This is a genomic window from Croceitalea dokdonensis DOKDO 023, assembly GCF_001306415.1.
Classification (GTDB): domain Bacteria; phylum Bacteroidota; class Bacteroidia; order Flavobacteriales; family Flavobacteriaceae; genus Croceitalea; species Croceitalea dokdonensis.
Genome location: NZ_LDJX01000003.1, coordinates 240,901 through 256,433, shown reverse-complemented (window position 1 = coordinate 256,433; position 15,533 = coordinate 240,901). Strand labels below are relative to the sequence as shown.

General features: G+C 40.9%; 16 protein-coding genes. 13 read left to right on the top strand and 3 right to left on the bottom strand.

Annotation, left to right across the window (positions count from 1 at the left end; translation table 11 throughout):
- The first annotated feature begins 93 nt into the window (after nucleotides 1-93).
- The 13 genes from I595_RS08225 (at nucleotide 94) to I595_RS08175 (ending at nucleotide 9,024) form a co-directional block, all read left to right on the top strand.
- Nucleotides 94-834 (top strand): SDR family oxidoreductase, encoded by a 741-nt coding sequence (locus I595_RS08225; RefSeq protein WP_054559112.1) that lies wholly within the window; start codon nucleotides 94-96, stop codon nucleotides 832-834.
- A 20-nt stretch (nucleotides 835-854) separates the two neighbouring features.
- The gene (locus I595_RS17540; protein ID WP_172675928.1) at nucleotides 855-1,001 is read left to right on the top strand and encodes a hypothetical protein; all 147 of its coding nucleotides are present in this window, start codon (nucleotides 855-857) and stop codon (nucleotides 999-1,001) included.
- Nucleotides 1,002-1,017: 16 nt separating this feature from the next.
- Entirely contained in the window at nucleotides 1,018-1,263 is a 246-nt protein-coding gene (locus I595_RS08220) for a DUF7218 family protein (RefSeq protein ID WP_054558946.1), read from the top strand.
- 94 nt (nucleotides 1,264-1,357) lie between these two features.
- A complete protein-coding gene (locus tag I595_RS08215; RefSeq protein WP_054558945.1) occupies nucleotides 1,358-2,206 on the top strand; it encodes a bacteriorhodopsin in 849 nt (282 codons plus the stop codon).
- A gap of 28 nt (nucleotides 2,207-2,234) precedes the next feature.
- The gene (locus I595_RS08210) at nucleotides 2,235-3,254 is read left to right on the top strand and encodes an AI-2E family transporter (protein ID WP_054558944.1); all 1,020 of its coding nucleotides are present in this window, start codon (nucleotides 2,235-2,237) and stop codon (nucleotides 3,252-3,254) included.
- 523 nt (nucleotides 3,255-3,777) lie between these two features.
- Nucleotides 3,778-5,004, top strand: a complete 1,227-nt coding sequence (locus I595_RS08205) for a hypothetical protein (protein WP_054558943.1) — start codon at nucleotides 3,778-3,780, stop codon at nucleotides 5,002-5,004.
- Between the two features lie 41 nt (nucleotides 5,005-5,045).
- Nucleotides 5,046-6,293 (top strand): dimethylsulfoniopropionate lyase DddY, encoded by a 1,248-nt coding sequence (gene dddY, locus I595_RS08200; RefSeq protein ID WP_054559111.1) that lies wholly within the window; start codon nucleotides 5,046-5,048, stop codon nucleotides 6,291-6,293.
- Between the two features lie 179 nt (nucleotides 6,294-6,472).
- Nucleotides 6,473-7,102 carry an NADPH-dependent F420 reductase gene (locus I595_RS08195; RefSeq protein WP_054558942.1) on the top strand — a complete coding sequence of 210 codons (630 nt, stop codon included), beginning with the start codon at nucleotides 6,473-6,475 and terminating at the stop codon, nucleotides 7,100-7,102.
- A 26-nt stretch (nucleotides 7,103-7,128) separates the two neighbouring features.
- A complete protein-coding gene (locus I595_RS08190) occupies nucleotides 7,129-7,656 on the top strand; it encodes a nucleoside deaminase (RefSeq protein WP_083467545.1) in 528 nt (175 codons plus the stop codon).
- Between the two features lie 10 nt (nucleotides 7,657-7,666).
- Nucleotides 7,667-7,966 (top strand): ribosome hibernation-promoting factor, HPF/YfiA family, encoded by a 300-nt coding sequence (hpf, locus tag I595_RS08185; RefSeq protein ID WP_054558941.1) that lies wholly within the window; start codon nucleotides 7,667-7,669, stop codon nucleotides 7,964-7,966.
- 9 nt (nucleotides 7,967-7,975) lie between these two features.
- Nucleotides 7,976-8,137, top strand: a complete 162-nt coding sequence (locus I595_RS17535) for a hypothetical protein (protein ID WP_172675927.1) — start codon at nucleotides 7,976-7,978, stop codon at nucleotides 8,135-8,137.
- 1 nt (nucleotide 8,138) lies between these two features.
- On the top strand, nucleotides 8,139-8,441 hold the full coding sequence (locus tag I595_RS08180; protein WP_245628251.1) for a hypothetical protein: 303 nt from the start codon (nucleotides 8,139-8,141) through the stop codon (nucleotides 8,439-8,441).
- A gap of 130 nt (nucleotides 8,442-8,571) precedes the next feature.
- Nucleotides 8,572-9,024, top strand: coding sequence for a DUF4199 domain-containing protein (locus I595_RS08175; protein ID WP_054558940.1), 453 nt, complete (start codon nucleotides 8,572-8,574; stop codon nucleotides 9,022-9,024).
- A gap of 87 nt (nucleotides 9,025-9,111) precedes the next feature.
- Here the strand turns inward: I595_RS08175 and I595_RS08170 are convergent, their stop codons facing one another.
- From I595_RS08170 to I595_RS08160, 3 genes are all read right to left on the bottom strand, one after another.
- On the bottom strand, nucleotides 9,112-10,182 hold the full coding sequence (locus I595_RS08170) for a mechanosensitive ion channel family protein (RefSeq protein ID WP_054558939.1): 1,071 nt from the start codon (nucleotides 10,180-10,182) through the stop codon (nucleotides 9,112-9,114).
- A gap of 337 nt (nucleotides 10,183-10,519) precedes the next feature.
- Nucleotides 10,520-11,728, bottom strand: coding sequence for a Pycsar system effector family protein (locus tag I595_RS08165; RefSeq protein WP_054558938.1), 1,209 nt, complete (start codon nucleotides 11,726-11,728; stop codon nucleotides 10,520-10,522).
- A gap of 39 nt (nucleotides 11,729-11,767) precedes the next feature.
- Nucleotides 11,768-15,469: a hypothetical protein gene (locus I595_RS08160; RefSeq protein WP_157449694.1), complete on the bottom strand. Its 3,702-nt coding sequence runs from the start codon at nucleotides 15,467-15,469 to the stop codon at nucleotides 11,768-11,770.
- Between the last annotated feature and the right edge of the window lie 64 nt (nucleotides 15,470-15,533).

Below are 15,533 nucleotides of genomic sequence, written 5' to 3'. Positions count from 1 at the left end.
ATTTTTGAATGGATTCCATTAAGTAGTTTTTGGCAACAAACACAACTTTGTACATGGATGGGAACAATCCTATCCTCTAACGGAAGAAAAGCTATGGATATCACGAACAAAGTAATCATCATCACTGGTGCATCCAGTGGAATAGGGGAAGCAACAGCATTAAAACTGGCCGAAAAGGGAGCAAAAACCGTTCTTACCGCAAGGCGTGAAGAACGCTTGAACGAATTGGCCGAAAATATTAGGAACAATGGTGGCAAGGCTTTGGTCGTGACCGCCGATGTCACCAAAAAAGACGATTTTGAAAAAGTAGTTGCCCAAACATTGAACGAATTTGGGACCATAGATGGATTGATCAACAATGCCGGTTTAATGCCGCTGAGTTACATCAATAAATTCAAAACCGATGAATGGGAAAAAATGGTGGATGTAAACATCAAAGGGGTGCTTCATGGAGTAGCTGCCGTCCTGCCCACCATGATGGAGAAAAATAGTGGCCATATTATCAACATTTCTTCTAGTGCTGCGCATAATTATTTCCCCGGGGGCGCGGTCTATTGTGCCACAAAAGCGGCTGTAAAAATGTTTTCTGAGGGATTGCGTCAAGAATTGGCTCCAAACTATGGCATTAACGTCACCTCCATTGAACCCGGGGCGGTTTCCACGGAACTGATGGATACCATCACCGACGACGATATCAAAGAACAATTTAAAGAAATGCAAAAAATGACCTTTTTGGAGGCAGAAGATATTGCCGAAGCTATCTACTATGCCTTGGGGCAACCCGCAAGGGCCAATATCAATGATGTCTTTATCATGCCAACGGAACAGCAATAACAACAATTAAATGATATACTATGAGCAAAGGGCTAATACGGAAAAGCGGTCAAATGGGAAACAAGCAACCACGTAGAAGACCGCCCAACGGAAACATTATTATGTTCAGCATCCTAATGTTAATGGTTGCTTTTTACCTCATTTATGTCAATCTCATCGTAGTATAATTTTAGTATTCCTTTCATGGACAGACCCAGTATTAAAAATGAAGATCAGTATGAGGCCCTAAGGGAAGAGGGCTATAGCAAACAGAAAGCGGCACGTATTGCCAATACGGAAAATGCCGGTAAAAAAGGGGGCAAATCTTCATCTTACGAAGAGCGCACTAAGAAGGAACTTTATGAACAGGCCAAAAAAGTGGGTATCGAAGGTAGATCAAACATGACCAAACAAGAACTGATAAACGCATTGCGAGCGGACAACCAATAAATGGACCAACATCTAAATTTTTGTAAATAGGTTTTTTTGGACAGTGCCATCATGACCTAAAATCAAACATTCAAGTGAAATAATTTAAAGTGGTATGAAAAAGTTAATTAATGCAAATTTTGAGAATTATGTAGGAAGTGTAGACGGTTTTACCGAAATGGCGTATCAAATGGTGGCACATACCTTGACTTTGGGCTATGCCGTAATGTTGGCGGGCCTTCTGTATTTTGTGCTCACCATACGGACCGTGGCACCAAAATTTCGTATGTCTAATATTCTTTCAGGTGTTGTCATGGTTTCCGCGTTTTTATTATTGTACGCCCAAGCGAACAACTGGACCCAGTCTTTTGTGTTCGATAATACCACCGGGCGTTATTTTCTAAATGAGCAAGGTGATTTGTTCAATAATGGGTATCGTTATTTGAACTGGCTCATAGATGTGCCTATGTTGCTGTTCCAAATTTTGTTTGTGGTATCCCTTACAAAATCAAGCTTCTCCTCTATCAGAAATCAATTTTGGTTCTCTGGAACAATGATGATTCTGACCGGATATATTGGCCAATTTTACGAGGTATCAAACCTTTGGGCTTTCTTTGTTTGGGGGGCCATCTCCACGGTTTTCTTTTTTCACATTCTTTATCTGATGAACAAAGTCATTAAAGAGGGTAAGGAGGGTATTCCGCAACCGGCCCAAAAAACACTGCAATCAATTTGGATGTTGTTCTTGGTGTCATGGTTTCTCTATCCCGGAGCCTATCTTATGCCGCATCTTGCCGGTATCGAAGGCGCTTTTTTCAACGAGACAGGAGTAGTGGCCAGACAAATTACCTATACCATTGCCGACGTAAGCTCCAAGGTCATTTACGGTGTTTTGCTGGGCAAAGTGGCCATGGAATTGAGCAAACAAGAAGGCTATGATTACAAGCGGATTGAGCGGTTCTAGACACACCTAAACAATACATTTAAGAAGCATGGAATATATACGTCCAACAATTATTAGGCAGGTCTTTGTACTGCTCCTTATGTTACTGATGGGCGGACTGATATTTAATGAAATGCTACCTTACCTCAGCGGAGTTCTTGGTGCCATTACCATTTATGTGATTCTAAGAAAACCTATGGCCAAAATGGTCTCCAAAGGATGGAACACCAATCTGGCCGCAATCGTACTCATGATACTTTCTTTCATTTCAATCATGGTGCCGGTGGTAGGGCTTGGTTTTATGATGGGCAGTAAAATAGAATATGCCGTTGACAATTCGCAAAAGGTCATTGACGCTACCAAACAACAACTCCAAAAAGTGGAGGGCTATTTTAATATCGATATGGCATCAAGTATCGATACTAGTGCCATTACCTCATGGCTTTCGGAAAACCTTCAAAGTTTTGCTGGAGGAACCTTCACCATGGTCATATCGATTACTGTCATGTATTTTCTCTTGTTCTTTATGCTCACCAATCGCTCAAAGCTCAAAGCATCTTTGTTTGAGTATATTCCCATAAAGGATAAAAATTTAAAGACTATTGGCAAAGAGACCAATGGTAAGGTCAAGGCCAACGCCCTAGGTATTCCCTTGGTTGCACTGGGGCAGGGAATTGTGGGTTTGATCGGGTTTCTGATATTTGATATTCCAAACCCGTTCTTTTGGGCAGCCGTGGTGACCATTGGCTCCATGATACCGTTTATCGGAAGCGCCTTGGGTACGGTTCCGGTTTTTCTTTTGGCCCTCAGTAATGGTAATACCTTTCAAGCTTGGGGCATTCTTATCTACGGAACAGTGGCCATTGGGGCCACGGACAATCTTTTTCGCCTGTATTTTTTAAAACGGTTAGAAAATGTGCACCCCTTGATCACCCTAGTAGGGGTCTTGGTGGGCGCACCCCTGTTTGGTTTTATCGGATTGATTTTTGGCCCTCTACTTGTAAGCCTATTTCTTATAATTCTAAAAATTTACAAGAATGAATACGGTAAGGCTGAGAAAAAACTTTAAATACTTAATGATTGGATTGGGGGTCGTGGAATTTAGTCTTTTGGTCACGGCCTGTACCTAGCTTGGTAAAACAATCAGTAAAGTTCAAGTTTATTTCAGATAGCGTATCGTACCTCCAAACATCCCTAGACGAATGTTTTGTTAGAAAAGAAGGATTAATCCTAATTCCTTATGGTACTGGTTTTTAACTCTTCTTACCTATTCTTGTTTTGAATCAACCTTTTCATATGGTCAGTTCATAATTTAACAATAGGATTCTTATTACTTTAAGTGAATCTTCGCTACAGTTTCCTGGTTCCAATTTTTAATTTTTCCAAACGATTCTTTTTAACAATTCTATCCGATTAAAAAGATTACTGAACGAATTAATACCCACGCTTTACTGCCTATAACTTCGTGCTTCCAATAAATAGTTAGAGGCTAAACCATCCATTCAGGTCTAGTTGTCCGGCAACATCCTAACTAATCTAGGTAGACTTTTGGCTCCCTAGAATATAATTCACTTATTAAAATCAAAAAAATAATGGACCGGAAGATTAGAAACATCTTATCTAAACTAAAGCTTTCACAAATTATTCTTCTATCGCTGGTGCTATGCTCTAAAACAATTTTAGGACAAGAGGAAAACCTAAAAGACAGTATAAAGGAAAAAGGATTTAAGATAAAACCAACGCCCAAAACCAACGTAAACTTTGGCGGGGCTGTATGGCTTCGCGGAGTTACGATTCCATACCTACAAGACACCCCTTCTAATAAAAGAGGATTTTACATTGATCAATTTAGAATGTCTGTGGACGGTGACTACGGAGTTGATGGAGCTACGAAACTTATTTTTTCTAGTCAAATACGGTTTTTTTCTTATCAAACCTTGATACACCATATGTGGGTAGGTGCAAAATTAAATAACAACCATACCATTAAACTTGGTGTTACCCAAGTACCATTTGGCACACTACCCGGATCTACTAATAGTTTTTGGTATTCTTTGGCTTACTACGTAGGATTAGAAGATGATCGAGACGCAGGTATCAAGTATCATTTTAATAAAAATGGGTGGGATTTTCACCTTGCCTATTTCATGAATGCCGAGTACAACGATGCTAGCGCTCTTAATCGCTTTGCGCCAGATTTGGCTATTTTGGGCGACCAACAAAATGAAGAGAGAAATCAAGGAAATATTAGATTAACCAAGATATTCGAAGATGACGCATCCAATTCCTCGGAGTTAGGATTTTCAGGCGAGATAGGCCAGATTAAAAACAGAACAACCAGTAAAAATGGTTTAAGGTGGAAAGGCGCTCTGCATTATGTCGGAAATTATGGAAAATGGCACCCTAAATTTCAGCTTGCGCGATATGTCTATGAGCCCGAGAATCCTGACGGGGTAGACGATAGATTGGTTTTAATAGGGTATTTTTCAGATATAAGGCTCGTGGCAGCCAAGGCTAATCTTCTTAATGCGAGTATCAAGAGAGATTTTGATCTTGATTGGTGGCTGTTTGACCATATGAATATTTACATGGATTATAGTAAGGTTTATAAAGACGAGGCTTCTTTTGCAGATTCGGAACTCATAAATCCCGGTGCGGTATTACGAGCTGGTCCACTTTACATTTGGTTTGATTTCATGTGGGGAAAAAACGCTTGGTTTTTCAATGACTCCCAAAATGCCAGCGGTCCAGGAGCGGGCTCTTTAAACCCTAATAAATTTGAGTTCCGACAGAACATATCCATCGAATGGTTTTTTTAAAATATTTAGAATTAGATTATTTATCACATAAAAAAGAAACAATGAAAAAATTACTATTTATACTCTTTACCATCACCTTCTCAAGTGTCAGTGGTCAAAATATCAAGATACCTGATTTTCTAGATAAAGCTGAAATCGAAAATTTTGATTGTAATTGTCTCGAAAAAGAAGTCAACTATACAAAACAAGAGCAAAAGTATGTCGATATTCTCTGGGAAGAGTCTCTCCAATATTTAAAAGCATATGCCATTGCACTAACTACATCCACAGGAAACTGCGTGGACTCAGATCAGGCAATTTACGAAACTGTTGACGGCCATAAAAAGCTGTGCGTAATGGATGAAAAAGACATGCGGCTAATGGTGAAGCACATTTATCTTGTTTTATTGAATCAGGACAAGGCCAAGAAATGCTTTGCTGCAAGAAAAGATTTGGATTGGTTGTATAGCCCGGGTGGAAAAGCGCGTGAAAATTCAATAGTAGACCAATGGCTGGATAGAATGACTCTCGAAGAGTTTTTCAAACAAAAAGTAGCAGATCCGGAGGTGAGACAAGCAGGTGTATCATTTGCAAACAATTTCAACAAAATGATCACTGGAGACGATATCGAGCTTCCCTCAAATTTTCCATACGATATTAGTGCGAATGCTTTACCCAACCTTTGGTCAGCAGTTGGCTGGGTTCCTATGTATGCTGAAGAAAGTGAGCGCAATGTAAGGAATTTCAAAAAAACAAGAGGAGGTTACGCTTATGGTGAAATCTTTGGACATTGGGGATTACTCCGAATCGATGAAATTAATGGTGAAAAAGTAGGTGCTGAAATTGGGATGGTAGTTCAGGCAGTAAATACATTTTATGCATATCACAACCATGCCATATCAGAAATGTACCATACCATTAGAAAACCCGCTTGTGTAAACCAATTCAAAACCTTTGCCATTGATGAAGACAATCCGGCTGTAAACACCGTTTATGAGGATAAGTCTCTTAGAAGAATACAATTTGATACAAACGTACCACAAGAGTATATGATGTGGAGTACGGGAGCAGCTGATAACCAGCCGTTCGTTTACTTTCATCGCAATACCATACATGCGTTTGAAGTAGACGGAAACTGTGAAGCCAAACCTGAAGAAAAGGCTCTGGTAACTATTTGGGCGAGGAGCAATGCCGCCGATCGCCGGAATGATTATGGAACTACCCTTTTGTGTGAGTCTGCGGACAATCCGGGGACGCCTGGAAAAAGAGGAGAAGTAATTCAATGCGATTTGACTAAAATCAAATGGTAAAAGCCTAATATAATCAAACTCCTCACTTCCATTAGACCTATAACAACTACCGTCTAAAAACCATTTTTATTTTAGACCGCTAATGACCTTTTTGGCTTTTCAAAAGCATCAATATACGATTGGAAAGTGTTAAGGCTATTAGCACATAAGCTGTATACTCGTAAAAGAAAAAACAAGTTATGAAGATTGGAATCATAGGAAGCGGAAATATAGGTGGTAACTTAGGAAAGCATTGGGCAAAAGTAGGTCACGAGGTAATCTTCAGCTCCAGAAATCCCGAAGAATTGGGAAGTTTGGTTGCAGAAGCGAACCATGACTCAAAAGCCCGCTCTGTAACGGAAACGTTTGAAGCAAATGCGGATGTATACGTGTTGGCCATGCCTTTCAAGGCTATTGATAAAATCGCTGAGCTTTATGCCGGCGAATATGCTGACAGTATCATTTTGGATGTTACCAATCCATACCCTGAGCGCGATGGAGCAATGGCACAAAAAGTTCGTGATGCCAATTATTGTGCTACAGAGTATACTGCGATGAAGTTTAGCACGGCAAGAACGGCCAAAGCCTTCAACACCATACAGTCCAAGCATCTAAAGGATAGGGCTTTTAGAACCCAAGACAGACTTGCCATACCCTTTGCGGCACAAGATGGGGAAAGTAAACACATTGTTCAGCAATTGATTGAAGATATTGGATTTGATGCGGTATATATTGGCAATCTCAGCGATACGAAAGCCATGGATCCCGAAGAAAAATTATACGGGATTTCAACAACTAAAAATGAACTTCGTAAACTGCTGAACCTTTGATTTTATGTTTCATTAAGAAGACCACTATGGAAAACCACAACCAACACTATTTTTTTATGCGCCGTGCCATTGCATGGGCTCGACATGGCAAAGCAAAGGACCAAAGTGCCTTTGGGGCAGTCATCGTAAAAAACGGTAAGATTGTCACTGAAGTGCACAACACGGTAAAACAACAACAAGACTGCACGCAACATGCAGAATTATCGGCCATACAGACCGCCTGTAACATTTTACAATGCAAACAGTTAAAAGGTTGCACGCTCTACACCAGTTGTGAACCCTGCATGATGTGCCTAGGCGCCTGTTACTGGTCTGGTTTGGAGCAAATTTTCTACGGGGCATCTGCCCAAGATGCCAAAGATTTTGGTTTTGTCTATTCTGATATGTTTTATGCCTCTAACAAAGAAGACCGTTATAAAACCTTTAGCATGCGTCAACTACTCCGGGATGAAGCATTAACCGCATGGAATGGGCCAGGAAATCTTTTAACCCAAAATGATCATCTAAGGCTAATGGAAAAAGATGTTATTCTAAGACAAAAGATAAGTAACTAAAAACAATACAATGCAAATTATTTTTGAGTACCATGATGTAAGTGCCAGTGACCGATTGGAAGCATTGGCCAAAGAAAAGCTCCAAGAGCTACAGACCAAATTCAATTTCGTGCACCGTGCTGATGTTTTCTTTAAAACACAGAACAGGAGCGATGATGCCGAACAAATATGCGACATACGTCTAAGTATGCCAGGTCCCAGGCTTTTTGCCTCAACGAATGCAAAAACGTTTGTTGCCGCAATCTCAGAGACCATTAATGATCTTGAAGATCAACTACGCAAGCAAAAGGAAAAAATGGGGGCGAGATAAATCAAGATCATGAAGACAACAACCCTCATCGGTGTCGCATCGGCACTCGTACGCTCAAAAAGATATAAAATTTTATTTGTTGGGGCCCAGTTCGCTTATTTGGGCTATCAACTGGTCAAAAAACATAAAAGAAAGAAACGAGATGAAAACAGTCTCCCAAAAAAGAAATAAGATGAAAACCAAAGAAAATAATACAAAAGAAAAGATGACTACGTCACCAAAAAACACAAAAGACGATTTGGATGCTTTACCCAAAAAAGGACTAAGCATGGATACCGGCGATGACCGTCTTCTACAGACCCGGAAAGAAAAAATTGATTTTACGGGAAAGGATTTGGATATTCCAATCGATGGAAGCGCCAATGTAGCTCCTAGCTCAGGAATTACCGATGAAGAAAATACGTTATTTGGTCAAGGCGGAGAACGCAAAGAAAACCTTGAGGCACCAGAAAGAGCCAATAGCAAGACCCGTTAATCCTATTTAGTTGAACATGTGCACTTTCTTCGCACTTGGCACTTGAAGTTTAACCTGCCAACCAAGTGTTCTGGACAACAGCAGGAACAAATACCATTTAAATCAATCATTTAAAAACATCCTAAAATATATGAAACCATTTAACTTACCCATACGATTTGGATTGGCCACCAGTGCCGCATTGATTCTTTATTTTCTGGCCCTAGCTTTTTTTAATCTCCACACCAACATCTTTTTTAGTTTATTCAATATCGTCATAACGGGTTTTGGAATCTATGAAGCCATCAAATACCGCCGACGAAACGAAGGGTCAAATTTTGATTATGAAAAGGGCTTTTCAACAGGCATAGTCACCGGCTTTATGGCAACCTTATTATTTACTGTATTTTTTACCCTGTATACCACCGAAATCAATTTAAATTACTTGCCTCAGTTATCAGAAGAGTGGTTTAGAAATATCAATTTTAAGGGAATCGTTTATTTTACCGTGGCAATTATGGGGTTTGCCACCTCCTTGGTGCTCACGCTTTCTTTTATGCAGTTGTTCAAAAAATCGAATAACACCATAGGACAAAAAGCATAAATCTGCTGTCACGCTTAGAGCAACTCTGGTGTGAATTAAAAAAGCCTCCCATTCTTCCAAAAAAAGGGTGACACCCTTTTTTAAATCCTATGCATCCATAGACCGTTCCTTTTGTTTATCCCTTAACCACAATCGGGTATGCGCAATGCTCTCCGGATAATTCTGTTGTAGAAATTGGATGAGCTTTTCACGCACGTGCACCCTTAAGTCCCAAGCAGTAGGCGAATCTTTTGCGCTCATTAGTGCCCGTATCTCCACATAATTGGCTTTAGAATCGGTTATTTGCACTACATTGACCTCACCGTCCCAAAGGCTGGTGTTTTTTAAAATATCCGTTAATTCCGAACGTATGGCATCAATGGGTACTTGATAATCGGTATATAAAAAAACGGTACCCAAGATATCTGCTGAGGTCTTTGTCCAATTTTGAAAGGGCCGCTCTATAAAGTACGTGGTCGGAACAATCAATCTACGTTTATCCCAAATTTTTACCACAACATACGTCAATGTAATTTCCTCAATTCTGCCCCACTCGCCTTCCACAATAACCACATCATCCAACTTTATGGGCTGGGCAACCGCAATTTGGATTCCCGCTAGAAAAGTAGCGATCATCTTCTGCGCAGAAAATCCGATAATAATACCGGCAACTCCTGCTGAGGCAAAAACGCTTACGCCTATTTCACGAATCTCATCAAAACTGACCAATGCGATTCCTACGGCCAAAAAGACAACAATGAAAATGATTATTCGCTCCAAAATATTGAATTGGGTCGTTATCTTACGTGCTTTCAAATTATCGGCAGCTCCAACATCATACTTTTTTAAAACATGTTGTTTAACCAGTTTAAGGAGATTGAGTGTCAACCAAGTTGCCGAAAAAATAAACAGCAGTGTACTTGCCTTTTTGAACCAATAGGCATGGTCCGAAAATCCAAATAATTGCCTAAGAACAGGCAAGCGTACCAATATCGACAACAACATCAACAAAACCGGATCACTGACACGCCTTACCGCATTGGATGGAATTAAGTACTTAGGATTCTTGCCCAACCTTTTCAAGGTGGTCTGTAAAATGACATAAAACAAAAGAATCCCTAGCACTGTCCCAACAACATAAAACAAGGACCTATTGGAGGTTGAAAAAAATTCGTTCATCGCACCGTTAGTTTTTAAAATTATAGTTTACCCATTTTGCATTTTGATGAAAATTCGTCAATTCGGGTGATTTTTTGATACGAAGTATCGCAAAATAGTATCGAGAATCAGAATTTTAGCAATGAAACCTTGTTCTCGATACTTTTTCTTCCAGAAAAAACTCGAACTGACCATTTTAAATCTAAAAAGCATTCAAAATTCACAAGAGGTTATAGTTTATAAATTATTGTTCTTATTCCCATAGGTTCTTGATCTCTGGTAAATTCACCATCCGCTGAAAACTCCTTTTGCCTTTGAATAGTGATGACGTTGGAAGACCATACCTTAAGGAACGATTTTATTGTGGAACCACTGCCTCTAGGACGCGGTCCGGCCCAAAAAAATGAAAGGCAATTCCAAAAGCAATTACAGAAAGGATGATGCCCATCATAAACACGGTATACGTCCATCTTAAAATACGGTACTTTCGTTCAAGAACCAACCCTAAATAATAAAGGTCTTTGGTCAAGGACCTATAGATATAGTCCTTGTCTTTTAACATAATTGAAATGGCCTTCTCGTATTTGTCCAGTTCCATTTTATGGAAATTCCCAAAAAACAAGAGATTGACCTTCTTCTGCCTTACATCTTCCTCGCTAAAGGTACCGCTGGTCACATTGGGGCGGGTTGCCCGTATGGAAAGTATCATGGAAATTATACTGAACACCACAAAAATGAGCGTAGGCACGATCAAATAGTCATTGGAGGGGTTGTCCAATTTGGGAATTAGATTTGAAAGTGCCAATGAAATAATAATGGCGTTGACCGACAATAAGATGTTCGATTTTGTATCTGCAATATCACTCAACTTAATATGATTACGGAGCGTGGTACGGTATAAGGTCTGCACACCCCTATCGGGAATCTGATTTTTAAGCTTGGCCTTTAATTTTTCCTTTTTAATTAGGCGCTTATGCTTTTTTTGGTCTTTGACCATTCGCCGCAGGTTTTTGTCCTTTTTCCTTTGCCAATTTTCCCTGGCGTATGCCGTGTAGAAGCGATGCTCGCTGCGGAACATATCAATATTGATTTCTCGCCATTCCTCAGGGGTATGGACGATATCTTGGTCTCGCTGCAATTCTTGCCGCAACAGTTCGGATACGGTACGATAGTCTTTCTTTGCCAGGTGGCCAGAATCGGCATCTCTCAAAATACTTTCAGATTCGTTGATAGGTTCATGACCTTTTTTGGTGGCCAAAATGAGTTGGCAAACCGTATCAATGGCCGCTTTGGACGTACCCTCACTTTTGAGGAATTCCCGGGCGATTTCACAACTTTTTTCCTCATGACCCTTAGCGCCTTTTATAAAACCCGTATCGTGAAACCAGGCAGCCAAAAGAATTTTCTGCCGCTGACCTTCGTTCAATTCCATGGCCTCCATAATTTCTTTGGCATTGGCAACCACCCGTTGCGTATGTCTCAAATTATGATATAGATATTCTGGGCCCAGCTTGCTCGATAGCAAGTGGGTCACTTTTGTTGCTGCTCTATCCAATATAGTTGTCATGTTTCTCCGTTTTAATTCATGTTATCAATACCATTGACTCTAAAAGCCAAAACCAAAACCAAATTGTAGAAAATTGCCTTCGACCGAATTAAAAAGCCCCAAATTAAAGGCCAGGTAATTCCCTGCACTGGCCCATAGTCCAAGCCCTTGCGAGATGTGCCAAGTATTGGAAACTTCATTGGGCTGCCATACCCTACCGTAATCAAAACCTCCATAAGCCCCTATAGTAACCGGGGCTAGCGCTGTAACGTAACGTTTTAGGCGCAAGCGTACGTCTGAAGAATGGTAGAGATAGGATTTGCCGGTGAATCGTTCATCACGGAAACCCCTTAACCCATTGTCCCCGCCAATAGAGGGAGCGTGATAGAAAAAATAATCGTTACCAAAATTTGTTCGGTACTCAGCCTTTGTGCTAAGTACAAGATTGCCCGATGATATCAATTTTTGAATGATTTGGGTGCGGAAGGCCGCGTAGCCAAAATGATTATTTTCTAGGGAAGGATTGGTCTTATACCCCGCAGTGAGGCCAAAGTAGAGTCCTTTGGTAGGAAAATCATCGGCATTATCATTGTAATAATACAACGAGGTCTCGCCACCCACATAATGCTGACGTTCAAAAATAGGCGTATCAAAATTGGCCGATGTAAACAATCGGCTATCCATTTCAGCCACATCAAAGGATTCGTACAACGCCTTAAAACGTAAGGTATGAAAGGCTACCCCTGCACTGAGCTTAACCTGTTCGGTGCGCGCGCGGTAAAAGTCAATATCCCTGCTATCTTCCTGGTTGACAGAATTGTTACCAAAACCAAAAAAGTTGCGCGCGTAACGTTGTGAGGAGTAATATCCATCCAATTCAAAATTCCACTTGGGAATGATATTGGCAAAGACACCTTTATAATCAACTTCCGTTGCCTCAAAACCAAAGAAATATTTTGCCTGTAGGGTATGTTTCTGACGAAAGGGATTACCATTAAAACCGTTATGGATATAGGTGTTTTTTACCCCGATTGAAAAACCATCATCCGTCCTAAAATCAAAATTGGGCACAAAAATATTTCGGTTATGTTTAAAATACCGCCAATGAAAGGTGTTGGTCTTATAAATATCGGTAAGCTGCATTGCCGGTTTTTTTCCTTCGAGCACCATTTCTTCATACGTCCAATCATATACCTTTAAGTGTTTGGTATTGTTTATTTTAAAATCATCCTTACCATAGCCACCGATTAAGCGTATAAATATTTTGGCATCCCCTTCTCCCCCAACCTCAAAATTGTCATTATCGCCCAGACCATAAATCCAAATCTCATCGGTCTTCTCTGCACTGAATATCCTTTGGTAGAATTTTTCGTTTTTTCTATCGGACAGTAGTCTTCTCATCGTAATTTCGGTCTTACCGTTGGGCAATCGTACAACGTTCACCTCGTCGTCTTTCTCGGAGGCATAGAGCACCACTTGTTTCTCCAAGAACGCCCCATATTCTTCCGCGTATTTTGGCAAATCGTTCAATCGCGTTTTGAGGCTCTCGCGAATATACCTTGCCGTACTGTCCCGAACTTCTTTGGGCAGGCATAAAAAAGCCTTATCGATAGTCGCCTCTGATAGGTTTTCCTTTATGTACCTGGCCTCACGCACCCAACCCTCAGTGTCATATTTTGTCAATATGGCCCTATCCAATTTGCTGCCTGCGTAATTGAGCCATTTCAGGTTTTTAATGGTTGGACCATAGGACTGCCATTCTCTTGTAATGGGTATAAACCACTGTATCACGTCTATCGCGGTACCATCAAATCTTGGAAAGGCATTGTCTCGGTCCCTAGGTACGGGCATGAACTCCTTATCCCCATTGGGCTTTTCGTATTCTGCCCATCGCCATTGGTCTTCGTGTCGGTCCCAGTCGCCCAAGAGCATATCAAAAAGTCTAGCTCTGACAAAACTTTGCTGGTCTATGCTGTACGATTCGTCGGATTTTATTTTTTCCAACATATCGGTGGTACTTTCAAAATCTGTGATTTTTCCTTTCTCGTCGATGGTCCTTCGATATCCTTTATAGTTCAACTGCTCATCAGAGGGGCGTTGTTCAATGAAGTAAAGTTCATTGCCGAACTGTTCATTAAAACTGCCCAAAGCTTTTTGTTTGGGTACATGAAACAGCCGGGTATTTGCATGATTTACATCAACGGCCTTGGCCAAGGGGTTAATTACCATCTGCATATACGGATGCGCCGAGGTGAAAAAGTCCGTTACCAATTCTTCGGGCAATGTGCCTATATACTCATCTTCGGTAAAGGCTACACCGCGTACGCTGTACTTTAGGTATTTTAATGAATTCTTTCGCAAGGAACGCATGGCAAATTCACGTTGGTTCACATCTTCCAATCTTATGGAATACGATTGATGGCCACCTCCCTTTTTGGTGATTCTAAGCCCTCCGTACAGGGTGTCCAAATAGGCCACGGGAGCAGTCACCTCCTTATAAAAATACTTTCGGTACCGTTGGCCCCACAACCATATGAAAAAAGCACTTTTCTTGCGCTCTTTAGCAGGCTCCAACACAGCATTCTTGACCGTCATTGTACTCAGCCTATCAACATTGGGATTTACCTGCCTATTGGGAAAGGGGTTCAAGATATTTACGGAAGGGGTATCATCCTCCGCCGTTATAAACCGCGCCCTTGAGGCCCCATTTTCAAAATAAGACAATTCAATGAAGCCTTGTTCTCCGTGCGTAAAGTGCCCTTGGTACGGAAGACTGCCGCCTACTGCATTGATGCTGCCCTTGGTTCTCTTGGTTACCTTGGCATTACCTAAGGAACCACTTATCAATTGATGGATATTGCCACCCGATAAATACTGGAGGCTTTCTTCATGACCAGAAAGTATTGTAATACGATCGGAGGACATGGCCAAGGCCCCGACCAGGATACGAAGTTGGCTATACCGCCTAGACCACAAATTGTCCGGCGAAAATGCCCCTAAATCGTTTATTCCCTTTATTATAGAACCTAGAATTGGTGCGGGTAGCATATGGGCCTTTATACCCTCATTCCCAGCATAGGTACCATTACTAAAAATGGGATGGTGCATGGCAATGACCAAATTTTTGCCTTGGGCATCATTGATGTATCCCTCTAGCTCCTCGGCAAAACGTCTTCGGGTAACAATATCGGTACATTTTTTATTGATGCCCTCTATGCGTGACCAATTAGAGATAAACCATTTGGAATCTACCAACAAAAGGTCCAGAGAATCATTAATGACTATATATTCTAACGGGCAACCATTGTTTGGCAGCACATAATCATACTTGGTCTCAAATTCATCCAAATATTCTTCCATCCTTTGAACGGAATCAATATGCTTTTGTTTCCACTCATTGGTTCCGGGTAGAAAAAACACCCGCCCTTTAAAATTTTCTGCCAATTGCAATTGCATATCAAGCAGCTTTGTGTCCCGTGCCCAAGCATTTGCTTTTGTTGAGATGTTATCACCCATGAACAATAATGTACTGTTCTCATCGGCATTGGCCAACGCTGCCCCCAACCGTTTCAATAAATCTTGACGAATGGGTTGCTCTTGGTTACCGAACCCTCCCATAATATAAAAGGTATGGGATGTTTTAAGGTTGTTGTTATGCCCCGCTGGTGTTTTTGCGTATTGGACTTTATGCGTTGCACAGGAATATGATAAGAATACCAATAACAGCGCACCAAAAAAATTATTTATCAGGTATATTTTCAAAATATAAAGTGATTATGATTTAATTTAAAAAAGGGGGTTGGGTACCGCCCCGGCCCCTTCAACG

Coding starts and splice junctions, on each gene's coding strand:
- I595_RS08175 (WP_054558940.1), top strand. CDS start 8,572: ATGAAACCATTTAACTTACCCATACGATTTGGATTGGCCACCAGTGCC.
- I595_RS08220 (WP_054558946.1), top strand. CDS start 1,018: ATGGACAGACCCAGTATTAAAAATGAAGATCAGTATGAGGCCCTAAGG.
- I595_RS08210 (WP_054558944.1), top strand. CDS start 2,235: ATGGAATATATACGTCCAACAATTATTAGGCAGGTCTTTGTACTGCTC.
- I595_RS08190 (WP_083467545.1), top strand. CDS start 7,129: ATGGAAAACCACAACCAACACTATTTTTTTATGCGCCGTGCCATTGCA.
- I595_RS08180 (WP_245628251.1), top strand. CDS start 8,139: ATGAAAACCAAAGAAAATAATACAAAAGAAAAGATGACTACGTCACCA.
- I595_RS17540 (WP_172675928.1), top strand. CDS start 855: ATGAGCAAAGGGCTAATACGGAAAAGCGGTCAAATGGGAAACAAGCAA.
- hpf (WP_054558941.1), top strand. CDS start 7,667: ATGCAAATTATTTTTGAGTACCATGATGTAAGTGCCAGTGACCGATTG.
- I595_RS08225 (WP_054559112.1), top strand. CDS start 94: ATGGATATCACGAACAAAGTAATCATCATCACTGGTGCATCCAGTGGA.
- I595_RS17535 (WP_172675927.1), top strand. CDS start 7,976: ATGAAGACAACAACCCTCATCGGTGTCGCATCGGCACTCGTACGCTCA.
- dddY (WP_054559111.1), top strand. CDS start 5,046: ATGAAAAAATTACTATTTATACTCTTTACCATCACCTTCTCAAGTGTC.
- I595_RS08170 (WP_054558939.1), bottom strand. CDS start 10,182: ATGAACGAATTTTTTTCAACCTCCAATAGGTCCTTGTTTTATGTTGTT.
- I595_RS08205 (WP_054558943.1), top strand. CDS start 3,778: ATGGACCGGAAGATTAGAAACATCTTATCTAAACTAAAGCTTTCACAA.
- I595_RS08195 (WP_054558942.1), top strand. CDS start 6,473: ATGAAGATTGGAATCATAGGAAGCGGAAATATAGGTGGTAACTTAGGA.
- I595_RS08165 (WP_054558938.1), bottom strand. CDS start 11,728: ATGACAACTATATTGGATAGAGCAGCAACAAAAGTGACCCACTTGCTA.
- I595_RS08215 (WP_054558945.1), top strand. CDS start 1,358: ATGAAAAAGTTAATTAATGCAAATTTTGAGAATTATGTAGGAAGTGTA.